The following is a 14,248-nucleotide window of genomic DNA, read 5'->3' on the forward strand; positions in this document are numbered from 1 at the left end:
TCTTCGAAAGGGGTCGCACATGCGCGTGCAGAGACGCGGCGACAACGAGCACGACTGGGAGTTGTACCACGGCGAGGGCCGGATCGGGATCGAGTGGTACTTCCAGCAATCGTCGTCGCTGCCCACGTCGGTCATGATGTACCGGCTCGAGCCGGGCGCCGAGGAGGGGCAGCACCATCACCTCGACGACGACCCCACGAGTTGCTCGCCGAACAGCTCCGACGAGATGTACATCGTCACGCGCGGAGAGGTCGTGATCACGGCGGGTTCCGATCGCCGGGTTCTGCGGGTGGGTGACGCCTTCTACGCCCCCGAGGGCATGCGGCACGGGGTGCGCAACGAGTCGGATGCCGTCGCCGAGCTGGTGCTCGTGTTCGGGCCTCGCGGCCCGCATCCTTTCCCGCAGACCGGGGTCGAGGCGTTCGACGCGGAGGGTGAGCGGTAGGAGGAGCTGGGTCCCTGAGCTTGTCGAAGGGCCCACCGCGCGGCATCCGTCCGGGAGGACTTCTCGCGTTCGGCAGGATCGGAACGGCGGATGCTTCCTGCGGAGGCTGTGTTCTCCTCCGTTGGTGAGGGCGCCCCAGGCACTGGGTCCCTGAGCTTGTCGAAGGGCCCCGCCCCGCGGCATCCGCGCTATGGATGCACCGATCGGTCATGAATGCCGGTTTTCATGGCTCAGAACCGGCATTCATGACCGATCGGTGCACACAGGGGCGCAACGTTACGCGGCCGGGCCCCGCAGGCGCTCGCGCAGTTCGTCGAGGCGCACGGCGATGCCGATGCGGAACATCCGCTCGTCGTCGCGCCATCCGGCACCGAGCACGTGGTCGAGGCGGTCGAGGCGCTGCAGGATCGTGTTCGTGTGAAAGTTGAGGGCGCGCGCCGTGCGGGTGGGGCTGGCGTTGTTGCGCACGAACGCCCGCAGGGTGCCGAGCAGATCGGCGTTGCGTTCGGCGTCGTACTGGCGCACCGCCCCGATCGTGTCGCGCAGGAACGCCGAGAGCCCCTGCGCGTCGGTGTCGAGCACGGCCGAGTAGGGCAGGAAGTCCTCGACGCGCGCCGTGAGATCGGCGAGCTCGAGCGCGGCGAGCAGGCGCGCGGTGCGCCGGGCGGCGAGGAACGCCGAGGGCAGCGGACCCTTCGCGGGCGGCGGTACGACGACGGTCACCGCCTCCTGGATCGCGGAGGCGACCTCCCTCCGCAGCCGCTCGGGATCGACGGGGCCGCGGTCGCTTGCGAGGGCGGCGACCACGAATCCGCGGTACTCGCCGACCAGCGCACGGTCGTCGAGCGAGCGCACGACGGCGCGCGCCGCGGCGGTCTGCTGATCGCCCGGCACCGCCAGCAGCAGCAGGGAGTCGAGGGTCGCGAGGTCGACGCCGAGGCGCCGCGCACGCCGCTCGACGTCGGAGCGCCGCTCGGGCACGTCGTCGAGCAGGTCGGCGATCAGTTCACTGCGCACGCGGTGGTCGGCTCCGGATGCCGCCTCCTGCTGCAGCTCGAGCAGCGCCCCGACCTGGGCCGCACGCTCGACGGTGCGGAAGTCGACGGCGCCGAGTTCGAAGGCCCCGTCGCCGAGCAGGAGCGCCCCGAAGTGGCGGTTGCCGGCGGTGAGGGCCGAGACGGCGCGCACGCCCGCGCCCGCGACCGGTACGCAGTGTCCGTTGCGGCGGCTCTCGGCGAGGGCGTCGCGCACGGGCTCGTCGAGCGACAGCATCCCGGGGGCCAGCGGCAGCCCCGCGGCGGCGATCACGTTCTCCTGCGCATCGATGATCGCGACCGCCCGGCCGAGGGCCGAGGCGAGGGTCTCGGCCACCGGGCCGAATCCGCCGCCGGCGAGCACCGCCTGCACGAGCTCCTGGTGCACGGTGTTGGCGCGGTCGCGCTCGACGAGGTGCGCGGTGAGGCTCTCGAGGGTGCGGCGGCTGGCATCCTCCGACAGCTGCAGCTCGCGCAGCGTCTGCGTCGTCTGCAGGATGACCGAGGCGTGGTCGGCGAGCGCCGACAGCAGCGCGACCTCGTCGGGGGAGAACTCCTTCGTCTCGCGGTTGCCGACGAACAGCACACCGAGCACGTCGTCGCTGCTGAGCATCGGCACGCCGAGCATCGACACGAGGCCCTCGGCCGAGACGGCGTCGTCGATGCCGGTGTCGTGGCGGTCCTCGGTGTAGGCGGTGTAGTCGGCGACCCACTGCGCGGTGCGCGACTCGACCACGACGCTCGCGAGGCCGCGACCCGGGGGCACGCGCAACTGCTGGAACGAGGCGCTCACCGAACCGCTGGTCTCGCGCACCCGCAGCTCGGAGGTGTCGGGATCGAACTCCGACAGGTAGGCCAGGTCGACGCCCATCATCTCGCGGGCGCGCTGCACGAGGCGGGCGAGCACGGCGTCGCTGTCGCGCAGCTCGGCGAGCTCGCGAGCGCTGGAGAAGAGGGCCGTGAGCTCGTGCTCGCGGCGGCGCAGACGCGACAGCTCGCGCTGGATGCGGGCGACGCGCTCGGCGAGGAGCGCGGCATCCGCTTCGCTGGCCCCGAGCGCGCGGAGGGCGTCGCTGACACCGGTGGGGCCGACGAGTTCGGGGTCGTGGGCCGCATCGAGGAGCGAGGCGATGGCGTCGTCGTGCTCGGGCATCTTCGTCCCTTCGGGGGAGGGCGGCGCCGACAGGCGCGTGACTTCAGTGTCGAGCATGAGCGCTGTCGCCCTCAAATCAGGTCTCTCAGCCGCGACCCTCGGCGCGTGCGGCGGTGCGCAGGAGTCCGGCCGCGAGTTCGGGCCACAGCTCGTGGGGGATGAGGTGCCCCATGTCGGGGTGCACCTGCAGTTCGGCGCCGGGGATCGCCTCGGCGATGTCGACGGCGGATGCCCAGTGCAGCACGTCGTCGTCGCGGCCGTGGAAGACGAACGTGGGAGCGGTCACCGACCGCAGGGCGTCGAGGCGCTCGGGCGCGCGCTTGAGGGCCGCCCACTGCCGGGAGAAGCCCTCCGGGTAGTAGCCGCGGTCGTAGGCCTCGCCGGTCGCGCGCACGTGCCACTCGACCTGGTGGTCGAAGCGTCCGACCGGTGCGGCCTCGAGGGCTGTGCGCGTGAACGCCACCGCCTGCTCGCGCGTGACGCGCACGGGCGCCTCGGCGAGCTCGGGGCGCTCGCCGTGCGCGACCCAGCGGCGCGACTGGCCGGGAATGGTCGACAGCAGCCCGAGGCTGAGGATGCGCTCGGGGTGGTGGATCGCGAGCATCTGCGCCATCATGCCGCCCATCGAGTGCCCGGCGACGTGCGCCTTCTCGACGCCCAGATCGTCGAGCACGCGCAGCACGTCCTCGGCCAGATCGATGAGGTCGTAGCCGCCGTCGACGTCGTCGGGTCCGCCGAAGAGCTGCGAGAGACCGGTGTCGCGGTTGTCGAAGCGCACCACCCGCAGGCCGCCGGCGGTGAGGATGCCGATGAACTCCTCGTCCCAGCTGAGCAGCTGGGCGCCGCCGCCCGAGACGAGCACGAGCACGGGGGCGTCGGCGGGGGCGTCGGCCCCGGCGAACACCTCGTAGTACAGGCGCACATCGGCGGAATCGGTGTAGGGCATGCGTACTCCTCGCGCTCGGGGGACCCGCGGTCCGCGCTCCGGGTGATGGTGCGAGTCTAGGTTCCGCGATCAGGCGGGGTGATGTGTCGACCGCATACAGCGGGGCCCCGAGGATGAGTGTTCCACCCATCGTCGCCCCTGCCGCCCGCTCCTAGTGTCTTCCTTGACCACAGCGCCGATGACCCGGTCGCTGTCCCGAAGGAAGGTGGCCGATGTCGATCAACAGCCGAATCTCCGGACTCCGCGATCACACCCCGGATGAGCGCCTCGCGCTCGTCGCGCAGGGTGCGGAGCTGGATGCGGATGCTCTGGGGGCGCTGCGCCCCGACAGCGGTCTCTCGCTCGCTCAGGCCGACCACATGGTCGAGAACGTCGTGGGCCTCATCGCGGTGCCGGTCGGCGTCGCCACGAACTTCACGATCGACGGACGCGACCGCCTGATCCCGATGGCCACCGAGGAGCCGAGTGTCGTCGCCGCCGCCTCGAACGCCGCCCGTATGGCCCGCGGCCACGGCGGCTTCACGACCTCGTACACGGGCGATGTGATGATCGCCCAGATCCAGGTGCTCGACGCGATCGACCCGCACGGCGCGCGCTTCGCCCTGCTCGAGGCGAAGGACGAGCTGCTCGAGCTCGCCAACCAGCAGGACCCGATGCTGGTCTCGCTCGGCGGCGGGGCGTTCGACATCTCGGTGCGCGTGCTCCCCACCCGCGCCGGAGTGCAGGTCATCGTGCACCTGCACGTCGACGTGCGCGATGCGATGGGCGCGAACGCGGTCAACACGATGGCCGAGGCGATCGCCCCGCGCATCGCCGAGCTCGCCGGCACCCGCACGCTGCTGCGCATCCTCACCAACAAGGCCGAGCTGCGCCTCACCCGCGCCCGCGCCGTGTTCGACGCCGAACTGCTGGGCGGTCCCCAGGTCGTCGACGACATCGTCGCCGCGAGCGCGTTCGCCGAGGCCGACCCCTACCGTGCCGCCACGCACAACAAGGGCATCATGAACGGCATCACCGCGGTCGTGCTCGCCACCGGCAACGACACCCGCGCGGTCGAGTCGGGCTGCCACTCGCACGCCGCCCGAGCCGGCGGATACACGGCGCTGTCGCAGTTCGAGAAGGATGCCGACGGCAACCTCGTCGGCACGCTCGAGGTGCCCCTCGCCGTCGGCCTCGTCGGCGGTGCCACCCGCGCGCACCCCACCGCGCAGGCGTCCGTGGAGCTGCTCGGCGTCGAGACCGCGCGCGAGCTGGCGAGCGTCATCGCCGCCGTCGGACTCGCCCAGAACCTCGCCGCCTGCCGGGCGCTCGCCGCCGAGGGCATCCAGCGCGGACACATGACCCTGCACGCGCGCACGATCGCGGCATCCGCGGGTGCCGACGTCGACGAGATCGGCGCGGTCGCCGCCCGGATCGTCGCCGACCGCCGCATCCGCGTGGAGTACGCCCGCGAGGTGCTCGCCGAACTGCGCGGGGGCGGGGCCGGCGCATGACCGCCACGGTCCCGGCGCCCCGGGTGATCCGCGAGGACGGGCTCCCCGCGCGCGTCACCGTGTTCGAGGTGGGTCCGCGCGACGGCCTGCAGGCCGAGACCGACATCATCCCCGCCGCCGTCAAGATCCAGCTCTGCCGTCGGCTGTACGCCGCCGGTAGCCGTGACCTCGAGGTCACGAGCTTCGTGCCGCCGACCTGGATCCCCCAGCTCGCCGACGCCGAGCAGGTCGTCTCCGGCCTCGAGGTGCCCGCGGGCGCCCGCGCCGTCGGCCTCGTGCCGAACCTCCGCGGTCTGCAGCGCGCGATCGACGCCGGCATCCGCGAGGTGTCGGTGGTCGTCAGCGCCACCGAGTCGTTCGCGAAGGCCAACCTCAACACCACTCGCGCAGGCGCCATCGACCGCGCGGTCGAGGTGATCGCCGCGGCGACCGCGCAGGGCATCCCCGTGCGCGGCTACGTCTCGATGGCCTTCGGCGACCCCTGGGAGGGGAGCGTCGACACGGATGCCGTCACCGAAGCCGCCCGCGCCCTGCACGAGGCCGGTGCCCGGAAGATCGCGATCAGCGACACGATCGGCGTCGCCACGCCCGGTCACACGATCGCGGTCATCGAGGAGGCCCTCGACGCCGGCATCCCCGTCGAGGCGATCGCCCTGCACCTGCACGACACCTACGGGCAGTCGCTCGCGAACGTGCACGCCGCCCTGCGACTGGGCGTCGCCGAGTTCGACGCGTCGGTCGGCGGGCTCGGCCGTTGCCCCTACGCCAAGGGCGCGACCGGTAATCTCGCGACGGAGGACCTCGTGTGGATGCTGCACGGCCTCGGCATCGAGACCGGACTCGATCTCGAAGCCCTGGCCGCCACCACGCTCTGGCTCTCCCGCATCCGCACCGTGCGGCCCGCGTCGAACGTGGCCCGCGCGTTCGCGGCCGCCGGACTCGACACCCCCGAACCCGCACAGGAGGTCACTCCCGCATGATCGACACCACCCTCCCCGCCCCCGGCGCGCTCGCCGGAGTCACCGTGATCGACCTGTCGCGCGTGCTCGCCGGCCCCTACGCCTCGCAGACCCTCGCCGACCTCGGCGCGACGGTCATCAAGGTCGAGAACCCGCGCGACCCCGACGTGTCGCGCGGCTTCCCGCCGTACCTCACCGACGGCGAGGAGGAGTTCAGCGCGTACTACGCCCAGTACAACCGCGGAAAGCTCGGCGTCGGTCTCGACCTCGCGACCCCCGAGGGCAAGGAGGTGTTGAAGGACCTCGTGCGCGGCGCCGACGTGCTCGTCGAGAACTTCCGCCCCGGCACCATGGAGAAGCTCGGTGTGGGCTACGAGGTGCTGCGCGAGATCAACCCGCGCCTGGTCTACACCGCCATCTCCGGCTACGGCCGCACGGGGTCGCGCAGCAAGCGCCCCGCCTTCGACAACACGGCCCAGGCCGCGGGCGGCATCTGGTCGATGAACGGCTACGCCGAGCATCCGCCGGTGCGCGTCGGCGTCACGATCGGCGACCTCTCGGCGACCCTGTTCGCCGTGATCGGCACGCTCGCCGCGCTGCGTCACGCCGAGGCCACCGGCGTCGGCCAGGTCGTCGACGTCGCGCAGGTCGACAGCATCGTCGCCCTCACCGAGACCGCGGTCGTCGACTACACGGTCACGGGCAACGTCGCGTCGCCGCAGGGCAACGCGCACGCCTGGGTGCGGCCCTACGAGCTGTTCGACTGCGCCGACGGCCAGGTCTTCTTCGGCGCGTACACCGACAAGCTGTGGAACGCGAGCTGCGACCTGTTCGGCACCCCCGAGCTCAAGGACGACCCCGAGATCGACACCATGCGCAAGCGGTTCGAGACCGATGTGTACGAGCGCCGCGTCAAGCCGATCGTGGCGGGGTGGCTCGCGACCCGCACCAAGCAGGAGCTCGAGGACCTCGCGGGCGACGTCGTGCCCCTCACCGCGGTGAAGACGATCGGCGAGGTGGTCGACGACCCCGGCACGGCCGAGCGCGACATGATCGTCGAGGCCGACTACGGCGACCTGGGCGTGCTGCGCATGTTCGGTCAGCCGATCAAACTGTCGGAGACGCCCGCGACCCCCGCCCGCACCGCCAACCGCTTCGCCGAGCACGCCGACGACGTGCTGGCGCGGTTCGCCGGGTACGACGCCGCCCGCATCGCCGAGCTGCGCGCCGCCGGGGCACTGCCGTGAGCACTCCCACGCCCGTCGTGCGCACCGCGCCGATCACCACCGACACCGTCGAGGCGTACCGCGGCACGTTCGCGGCATCCGATCCGGCGCTCGCCGCGGGCGACCCGCTGCCCGCCGCCTGGGAGGGCGTGTTCTTCCCGTTCGCGGTGTCACTGGCCGACCTGCGCCCCGACGGCACCCCGGCGCGTGACGGCGTCGTGCCCGAGATCGATCTGCCCCGCCGCATGTACGCGGGCGAGACGACCGAGTTCCTGCGACCGATCCGCCTCGGCGACGAGGTCGTGCAGACCACGTCACTGGGCTCGGTGGTCGACAAGACCGGTTCGCGCGGGCGTCTGACCTTCGTCGACCTCGTGCGCGAGTACGCGGTCGCGGGCGAGGTGGCGGTGCGCAGCGTGTGGCACGACGTCTTCCTCGAGGCGGCGGATCCGGATGCCCCTGCCCGCGCCCCGCGCCCCGACCCGTCGATCGCGGCGGAGGGGGAGTGGGTCGAGGAGCTCACGCCCGACGCCCGCCAACTGTTCCGGTTCTCGGCGCTCACGTTCAACACGCACCTCATCCACTACGACCGTGCCTGGGCGCGCGACGTGGAGGGCCTGCCCGACCTGCTCGTGCACGGGCCGCTGACGCGCATCCTGCTGATGGACGCCGCCCGCCGGCACACGCCCGAGCGCGTGCCGGCCCGTCTCGACGTGCGGGCGATCGCTCCGGTGCTCGTCGACCGGCCGCTGCGCCTGGTCGGACACACCGCGCCCGACGGCCTCCGCGTCACGGCCGTCGACGCCGACGACGTCGTGCTGGCCACCGCCGACATCACCTGGGCCTGACGGCCACCCCACCCCCCACCTGGAGACACCGTGAGGCACAACCCCGATTACGCCCTCGACGACGTCGAGACCGTGCGCGCGCTCGTGCGCGAGAACCCGTGGGCGACGATCGTCAGCCACGTGCCCGGCGAGGGACTCGTCGCCTCGCACTACCCGGTGCTGCTCGAAGAGGATGCCGAGGGCATCTCGATCGTGAGTCACGTCGGTCGCCCCGACGAGCGCCTGCACCAGCTCGGCCGGCACGAGACGATGGTGATCGTCTACGGACCCCAGGGCTACGTCTCGCCGAGCTGGTACGGCACGTCGCCGGCCGTGCCCACGTGGGACTTCGCCGTCGCGCACCTGTTCGGCACCCCCGAGATCCTCTCCGACGTCGAGAACCTCGCGGTGCTCGACCGCCTCGTGAGCTGGTTCGAGAGCCCGCTGCCCGACCCGTACCTGATGCATCGCACTCTCGAGAACACCGCCTACGCCGAGCGCATCGTGCACGGCACCGTGGGGTTCCGCCTGCGGGCCACCCGCATCGAGGCCAAGGAGAAGATGCACCAGGACAAGTCCCCCGAGGTGATCGCGCGCGTCGTCGAGGCGCTGCGCAACCCCGGCCCCTATGAGAACCCGAAGCTCGCCGATCGCATCGCGGATGTGAACCGCGACGTGCTCGATGGAAAGGAAGTGACCGCATGACCGCGTTCGTCGGAGTGGGTGACATGGTGGAGTGGATCTCGCGCCGCGGAGCCGAGACGATCATGACGGAGATGGCTGACACGATCGAGGCGGACTTCCGCCGGTGGGAGTCATTCGACAAGAGCGAGCGCGTCGCGAACCACACGCCGTTCGGCGTGATCGAGTTGATGCCGATCAGCGACCCCGACGTGTACGCGTTCAAGTACGTCAACGGCCACCCGTTCAACCCGGGTCGCGGGTACCAGACGGTGACCGCGTTCGGTGTGCTCGCCGATGTGCACAACGGTTACCCGGTGTTCCTCGCCGAGATGACCATGCTCACGGCGCTGCGCACGGCGGCGACGTCGGCGATGGTCGCCCGGCGCCTCGCGCGTGCGGATTCGTCGACGATGGCGATGATCGGGGCGGGCAGCCAGGCCGAGTTCCAGGCTCTCGCGTTCCGCGGGGTGCTGGGTGTGTCACGCCTGCGGATCTACGACGTCGACCCCGCGGCATCCGCCAAGTTCGTGCGCAACCTCGCACCGCGCGGCTTCGACATCACGGTGTGCGCCTCGGCGTCGGAGGCCGCCGCCGGCGCCGACATCGTCACGACGTGCACGGCCGACAAGGCGGTCGCGCAGGTGCTGACGGCTGCCGACGTCGCCCCGGGTATGCACATCAACACGATCGGTGGGGACTGCCCGGGCAAGACCGAGCTCGACCCGCGGATCCTCGATCGGGGTCCGGTGTTCGTGGAGTACACGCCGCAGACGCGTGTCGAGGGCGAGATCCAGAACGTCGCCGCGGACTTCCCGGTCACGGAGTTCTGGCAGGTGTTGAACGGGACGGCTGCGGGACGCACCTCGCCCGAGCAGGTGACGATCTTCGACTCGGTGGGTTTCGCGATCGAGGACTTCTCGGCCCTGCGTCACCTGCGCGCCGACCTCGCGGGCACGGGGCTCGACACCGAGATCGACCTCGTCGCCGCCCCCGAGGACCCGAAGGACCTCTTCGGCTTCGCGACCTCGCCCGTCCCCGTCGCCTGACCGGCGGCCCCGCCCGCCGACCCCGACCATCCCCGCGCGCGCCGCGCGCCGAGAGGAGCAGCATGACCGAGTCCCTCACCCTGCGGGACGTGCGCCCGTACGACGGCGGTGAGCCGGTCGACGTGCTCGTTCGCGACGGAGTGATCGCCGAGATCGGCCCCGCCGGAACGGTCGCACCCGCGGGCGAGGTCGTCGAGGCGGGCGGTCGCTGGATCGGCCCGGGGTTCTGGGACGCGCACGTGCACTTCACGCAGCACGTGATCCGTCGCCGGCGCCTCGACCTCACCGAGACCCGCACCGCCGACGACGTGCTCGACATCGTGCGGCGGGCGCGCGCCGAGGGCGCCCCGCTGAGCGACGGGATGCTGATGGGCTACGGGTTCCGCGACGGGCTGTGGCCCGTGCCCGCCTCGCTCGCGGCCCTCGAGGCCACCGTCAGCGACATCCCGGTCGTGCTCGTGAGCGGCGATCTGCACTGCGGCTGGATGAACCGTGCCGCGGCCGCGCGCCTGGGTGTCGAGCTCGACGAGACGGGGCTGCTGCGCGAGGGGCCGTGGATCGGCATCCTGCACGATTTCGACGAGGCCGCGCAGCTGCCGGCGGACGCCTATGCGGATGCCGCGTCGGCCGCCGCCGCCCGCGGCGTCGTGGGAATCGTCGAGTACGAGAAGACCGACAACATCGCCGAATGGTCGGCGCGCACGGCGGGTGGGCTCACGAGCCTGCGCACCGACATCGCGGTGTGGCCCGACCTGCTCGAGCAGGTGATCGCCGCAGGCGTCCGCACCGGCGACGTCGTCGACGAGGCGGGTCTGGTCACCTTCGGCCGGCTCAAGGTCGTCGTCGACGGGTCGCTGAACACCCGCACCGCCTGGTGCTGGGACCCGTACCCCGGCATGGACCCCGGTCACCCGCACGCCTGCGGCATGGAGAGCGTGCCGATCCCCGAGCTGCGCCGCCTGCTCGAACGCGCCCGCGGCGCCGGTATCGAGGCCGCCGTGCACGCGATCGGCGACCGCGCGAACACCGAGGTGCTCGACACGTTCCAGGCCCTCGACATGAAGGGCGTGATCGAGCACGCCCAGCTCGTGCGCGACGACGACTTCGCCCGCTTCGCCGCGCTCGGCCTGATCGCCAGCGTGCAGCCCGAGCACGCCATGGACGACCGCGACGTCGCCGACCACCACTGGGCGGGCCGCACCGGTCGCGCTTTCGCGTTCGGTTCGCTGCACCGCTCGGGTGCGACCCTGCGCCTGGGATCGGATGCCCCGGTCGCCCCGCTCGACCCGTGGATCTCGCTCAGTGCGGCCACCGCGCGCAGCCGCGGCGACCGCGACGCCTGGCACCCCGAGCAGCGTCTTCCGCTCGACGTGGCGCTCGCGGCATCCGTTCGTACCTCGTTCGCCGTCGGGCAGCCCGCCGACCTCGTGATCGGCGACCGCGACCCCTACGCGAGCGACCGCGACGAACTGCGGTCCATGCCCGTCGCCGCCACCCTGCTCGGCGGCCGCTTCACCCACCGGGAGCTGTGATGACCACTTTCACCAACGGCCGTGTGTTCACGGGCGCGAGCGAGACCGCGTTCGCCTCGGCGTTCCGCGTCGTCGACGGGATCGTCGACTGGGTCGGCGACGCGGCGGACGTGACCGATGCGGATGCCGTCGACCTCGGCGGCCGCACCGTGCTGCCCGGACTGCTCGACAGTCACACGCACCCCGCGCTGCTCGCCGGAACCGCGGCGGCCGCGGAGTGCTTCCCGCCCGCCGTGCTCAGCGCCGACGACCTCGTGCGCGTGCTCGACGCGCACGCCGCGACGATCAGCGGGGCGGATGCCTGGGTGCTGGGGCGCGGATTCGACGACACCAAGTTCCCGGAGGGGCGGATGCCGACGGCCGCCGACCTCGACCGCATCGCCACCGATCGCCCGGTGCTGGTCTGGCGCTGCGACGCGCACTCAGCCGTCTGCAACACCCGCGCGCTCGAGATCGCCGGCATCACCGCCACGACGGTCGACCCCGAGGGGGCGCGGTTCGAACGCGACGCCGACGGCAACCCGAACGGGGTGCTCACCGAGATCGCGGCGGTCAACGTGGTGGCAGCCGTCATCCCGGCGCCGAGCCGCGACGAGCAGATCGATGCGATCGTGGCGATCGGCGACGAGCTCGCCTCACGCGGCATCGTGGCGGTCTGCGACCTGCTGTCGTCGCGCATCGACCGCCCGCTCGAGACCTTCCGCGCCGCCGCCGAGCGCGGCCTGCGCACCCGCGTCGCGCTGTACCCGGGGTGGGACCCGGAGGCGCCTCTCGGGGAGCTGACCGACGACGACCGCACCGGGCCGATCCGCATCGCGGGCGTGAAGGTCGTGCTCGACGGCGCGTACTCCAACCGCACCGCCTGGGTGCACGAGGCGTACCCCGACTCCTGCGACCACGGCCTGCGTCTCGTCGACGACGCCGACGTGCTCGCGGCCGGCGACTGGGCCCGCCGCAACGGCGTGCAGCTCGCCGTGCATGCGATGGGCGACCGGGCGCTCGACCGCGTCGTGGAGCTGTTCGAGGATCAGGAGCCGTGGCTCGACGGCATCCCCTCGGTGCGCATCGAGCACGCGACGATCGTGAGCGACGCGTATCTCGCGCGACTGGGATCGGGGCGGATGTCGTTCGGCATCGCCACGCACACGGTGTTCTTCTTCGCCGAGTACGACGGGTACGAGAAGGCGCTGCGCGTCGAGCAGGTGCCGGATGCCTACCCGATCGCGCGCCTGTACGCGGGGCTCGAGCCGTTGGCACTGTCGTCGGACCGGCCGGCCACCGCGTGGAGCGGCGCCGACGACGTGATGCTCTCGGTCGAGGCCGCCGTGCGACGCCGCACCTACAACGGCATCGAGTTCGGCGCCGAGGCGGCGATCACCGTGCCGCAGGCGCTGCTGCTGTACACCTCGCGGGCGGCCTCGCTGTCGCCGCTGGAGGGTGTCGGGCGCCTCGCACCGGGGCTCGACGGCAGCTTCGCCGTGCTCGACCGCGACGTCTTCACGGTGCCCGACGACGAGATCGCCGCCGTGCGCGTGGCCGAGACCTGGATCCGCGGCGAGCGGGTGTTCGTGCGCTGAGGCTGGTGGGGATTCCTGCGACGCTTCGACAGGCTCAGCGACCCAGGAATCGGTTCCTGCCCGGGAACCGGGTCCCTGAGCCTGTCGAAGGGCCCACCCCGCGCCCCGTTCGGTGTGCGCAGCACCCATCGCCGACGGCATCCGCTCATCGATAACCTCGCTCGGGAGCGAAGGGGCGACGATGACTGACGGAGATTTCCGGCCGCTCGAGGGCGTGCGCGTGATCGACTTCACCCGGCTGCTCGCCGGGCCGTACGCGACCATGACCCTCGCCGAACTCGGCGCCGACGTGATCAAGGTCGAGCAGCCGGGCATCGGCGACGAGACCCGGCACTGGGGGCCTCCGTTCGTGCACGGGGCGAGTGCGTACTTCCACGCGATCAACCGCGGCAAGCGCAGCATCGCGCTGGACCTCGCCGACCCCGCCGATCGCGAGACTGCGCACGCGCTGATCGGCACGGCGGATGTCGTGGTCGAGAGCTTCCGCCCGGGCGTCGCCGACCGACTGGGGATCGGTGCCGACGCGATGCTCGAACGGTTCCCGCGACTGGTCTACGCCTCTATCAGCGGCTTCTCGCAGGAGGGCCCGCTCGCGGCCGAACCGGGCACCGCGGTGACGGTCGAGGCCGAGTCCGGGCTCATGCACGTGACCGGGTACGAGGGCGCCGACCCCGTGCGTTCCGGGGTGGCGATGGTCGACATCGCGACCGGGATGTCGATGATCAACGGCGTGCTCGCCGCTCTTCTCGAACGCGGGCGCACCGGTGTCGGCCGTCGGCTGGAGTTCTCGCTGTTCGCGACCGCGCTGAGTTCGCTGGGCACGGTGATCGCCGCGACATCGGCCGGCGGACCCCCCTCGAAGCCGTGGGGCAGTTCGCACCCGTCGATCGTGCCGTACCGCGCGTTCGCGGCATCCGATGGTCATGTCGTGCTCGGCGCGACCAACGACGCGATGTTCGCGCGTCTCGTGGCGGCGCTCGACCTCGGCGCCGTGCTCGGCGGGCCGGAGTGGGCGGGCAACCGGGCCCGGGTGGAGGGGCGCGACGAGCTCGAACGCATCCTGGCCGCGCGGGTGGGATCGCTGCCGCTCGAGACGGTGGTCGGATGCCTGCAGGCGGCGCGTGTGCTCGTGGCGCGAGTGCGCACCCCCGAGGCGGCGGCCCGCGGCCCGCAGGCGGATGCTCTCGGCTTGATCGAGCACGACGACGGGGTGTCGATAGCCCGGTCGGCGCTCGGCACCAACGGCACGGTGCGGCTGGCGCGCGCGCCCGGTCTCGACGCCGACGGGCCGGCGCTCCGCGCGGAGCTCGGTCGCTGACCCGGTGA

General features: G+C 72.2%; 12 protein-coding genes. 10 read left to right on the forward strand and 2 right to left on the reverse strand.

Features of this window, described 5'->3' with window-relative positions:
* Window positions 1–19: 19 nt before the first annotated feature.
* Window positions 20–445, forward strand: a complete 426-nt coding sequence (locus tag WFJ97_RS11285; RefSeq protein WP_247957106.1) for a cupin domain-containing protein — start codon at window positions 20–22, stop codon at window positions 443–445.
* Between the two features lie 276 nt (window positions 446–721).
* Here the strand turns inward: WFJ97_RS11285 and WFJ97_RS11290 are convergent, their stop codons facing one another.
* Both WFJ97_RS11290 and WFJ97_RS11295 read right to left on the reverse strand, forming a co-directional pair.
* Window positions 722–2,689, reverse strand: coding sequence for a helix-turn-helix domain-containing protein (locus tag WFJ97_RS11290; RefSeq protein ID WP_247633615.1), 1,968 nt, complete (start codon window positions 2,687–2,689; stop codon window positions 722–724).
* A gap of 28 nt (window positions 2,690–2,717) precedes the next feature.
* The gene (locus tag WFJ97_RS11295) at window positions 2,718–3,578 is read right to left on the reverse strand and encodes an alpha/beta fold hydrolase (protein ID WP_336641548.1); all 861 of its coding nucleotides are present in this window, start codon (window positions 3,576–3,578) and stop codon (window positions 2,718–2,720) included.
* A gap of 212 nt (window positions 3,579–3,790) precedes the next feature.
* On the opposite strand from WFJ97_RS11295, the gene WFJ97_RS11300 reads away from it, so the two are divergent.
* The 9 genes from WFJ97_RS11300 (at window position 3,791) to WFJ97_RS11340 (ending at window position 14,240) form a co-directional block, all read left to right on the forward strand.
* Entirely contained in the window at window positions 3,791–5,071 is a 1,281-nt protein-coding gene (locus tag WFJ97_RS11300) for a hydroxymethylglutaryl-CoA reductase, degradative (RefSeq protein WP_336641549.1), read from the forward strand.
* Entirely contained in the window at window positions 5,068–6,051 is a 984-nt protein-coding gene (locus WFJ97_RS11305; RefSeq protein ID WP_247624279.1) for a hydroxymethylglutaryl-CoA lyase, read from the forward strand. The genes WFJ97_RS11300 and WFJ97_RS11305 overlap by 4 nt, the downstream gene beginning before the upstream one ends.
* Window positions 6,048–7,277 (forward strand): CaiB/BaiF CoA transferase family protein, encoded by a 1,230-nt coding sequence (locus WFJ97_RS11310; RefSeq protein WP_336641550.1) that lies wholly within the window; start codon window positions 6,048–6,050, stop codon window positions 7,275–7,277. Before WFJ97_RS11305 ends, WFJ97_RS11310 begins: the two co-directional genes overlap by 4 nt.
* Window positions 7,274–8,104 (forward strand): FAS1-like dehydratase domain-containing protein, encoded by an 831-nt coding sequence (locus WFJ97_RS11315; RefSeq protein WP_336641551.1) that lies wholly within the window; start codon window positions 7,274–7,276, stop codon window positions 8,102–8,104. The genes WFJ97_RS11310 and WFJ97_RS11315 overlap by 4 nt, the downstream gene beginning before the upstream one ends.
* Window positions 8,105–8,134: 30 nt before the next feature.
* Window positions 8,135–8,788, forward strand: coding sequence for an FMN-binding negative transcriptional regulator (locus tag WFJ97_RS11320; protein ID WP_336641552.1), 654 nt, complete (start codon window positions 8,135–8,137; stop codon window positions 8,786–8,788).
* On the forward strand, window positions 8,785–9,813 hold the full coding sequence (locus tag WFJ97_RS11325; protein ID WP_336641553.1) for an ornithine cyclodeaminase: 1,029 nt from the start codon (window positions 8,785–8,787) through the stop codon (window positions 9,811–9,813). Before WFJ97_RS11320 ends, WFJ97_RS11325 begins: the two co-directional genes overlap by 4 nt.
* 62 nt (window positions 9,814–9,875) lie before the next feature.
* Window positions 9,876–11,345: an amidohydrolase gene (locus WFJ97_RS11330; RefSeq protein ID WP_336641554.1), complete on the forward strand. Its 1,470-nt coding sequence runs from the start codon at window positions 9,876–9,878 to the stop codon at window positions 11,343–11,345.
* The gene (locus WFJ97_RS11335; RefSeq protein ID WP_336641555.1) at window positions 11,345–12,922 is read left to right on the forward strand and encodes an amidohydrolase; all 1,578 of its coding nucleotides are present in this window, start codon (window positions 11,345–11,347) and stop codon (window positions 12,920–12,922) included. The genes WFJ97_RS11330 and WFJ97_RS11335 overlap by 1 nt, the downstream gene beginning before the upstream one ends.
* A gap of 181 nt (window positions 12,923–13,103) precedes the next feature.
* Entirely contained in the window at window positions 13,104–14,240 is a 1,137-nt protein-coding gene (locus WFJ97_RS11340) for a CaiB/BaiF CoA transferase family protein (RefSeq protein WP_336641556.1), read from the forward strand.
* Window positions 14,241–14,248 lie beyond the last annotated feature (8 nt).

The organism is Microbacterium sp. USHLN272 (assembly GCF_037149655.1).
In the GTDB taxonomy this organism is placed as follows: Bacteria; Actinomycetota; Actinomycetes; order Actinomycetales; family Microbacteriaceae; genus Microbacterium; species Microbacterium galbinum.

Excerpts from the sequence above, each read along its gene's own strand:
- WFJ97_RS11285 (WP_247957106.1), top strand. The coding sequence starts at position 20 with ATGCGCGTGCAGAGACGCGGCGACAACGAGCACGACTGGGAGTTGTAC.
- WFJ97_RS11290 (WP_247633615.1), bottom strand. The coding sequence starts at position 2,689 with ATGCTCGACACTGAAGTCACGCGCCTGTCGGCGCCGCCCTCCCCCGAA.
- WFJ97_RS11295 (WP_336641548.1), bottom strand. The coding sequence starts at position 3,578 with ATGCCCTACACCGATTCCGCCGATGTGCGCCTGTACTACGAGGTGTTC.
- WFJ97_RS11300 (WP_336641549.1), top strand. The coding sequence starts at position 3,791 with ATGTCGATCAACAGCCGAATCTCCGGACTCCGCGATCACACCCCGGAT.
- WFJ97_RS11305 (WP_247624279.1), top strand. The coding sequence starts at position 5,068 with ATGACCGCCACGGTCCCGGCGCCCCGGGTGATCCGCGAGGACGGGCTC.
- WFJ97_RS11310 (WP_336641550.1), top strand. The coding sequence starts at position 6,048 with ATGATCGACACCACCCTCCCCGCCCCCGGCGCGCTCGCCGGAGTCACC.
- WFJ97_RS11325 (WP_336641553.1), top strand. The coding sequence starts at position 8,785 with ATGACCGCGTTCGTCGGAGTGGGTGACATGGTGGAGTGGATCTCGCGC.
- WFJ97_RS11330 (WP_336641554.1), top strand. The coding sequence starts at position 9,876 with ATGACCGAGTCCCTCACCCTGCGGGACGTGCGCCCGTACGACGGCGGT.
- WFJ97_RS11335 (WP_336641555.1), top strand. The coding sequence starts at position 11,345 with ATGACCACTTTCACCAACGGCCGTGTGTTCACGGGCGCGAGCGAGACC.
- WFJ97_RS11340 (WP_336641556.1), top strand. The coding sequence starts at position 13,104 with ATGACTGACGGAGATTTCCGGCCGCTCGAGGGCGTGCGCGTGATCGAC.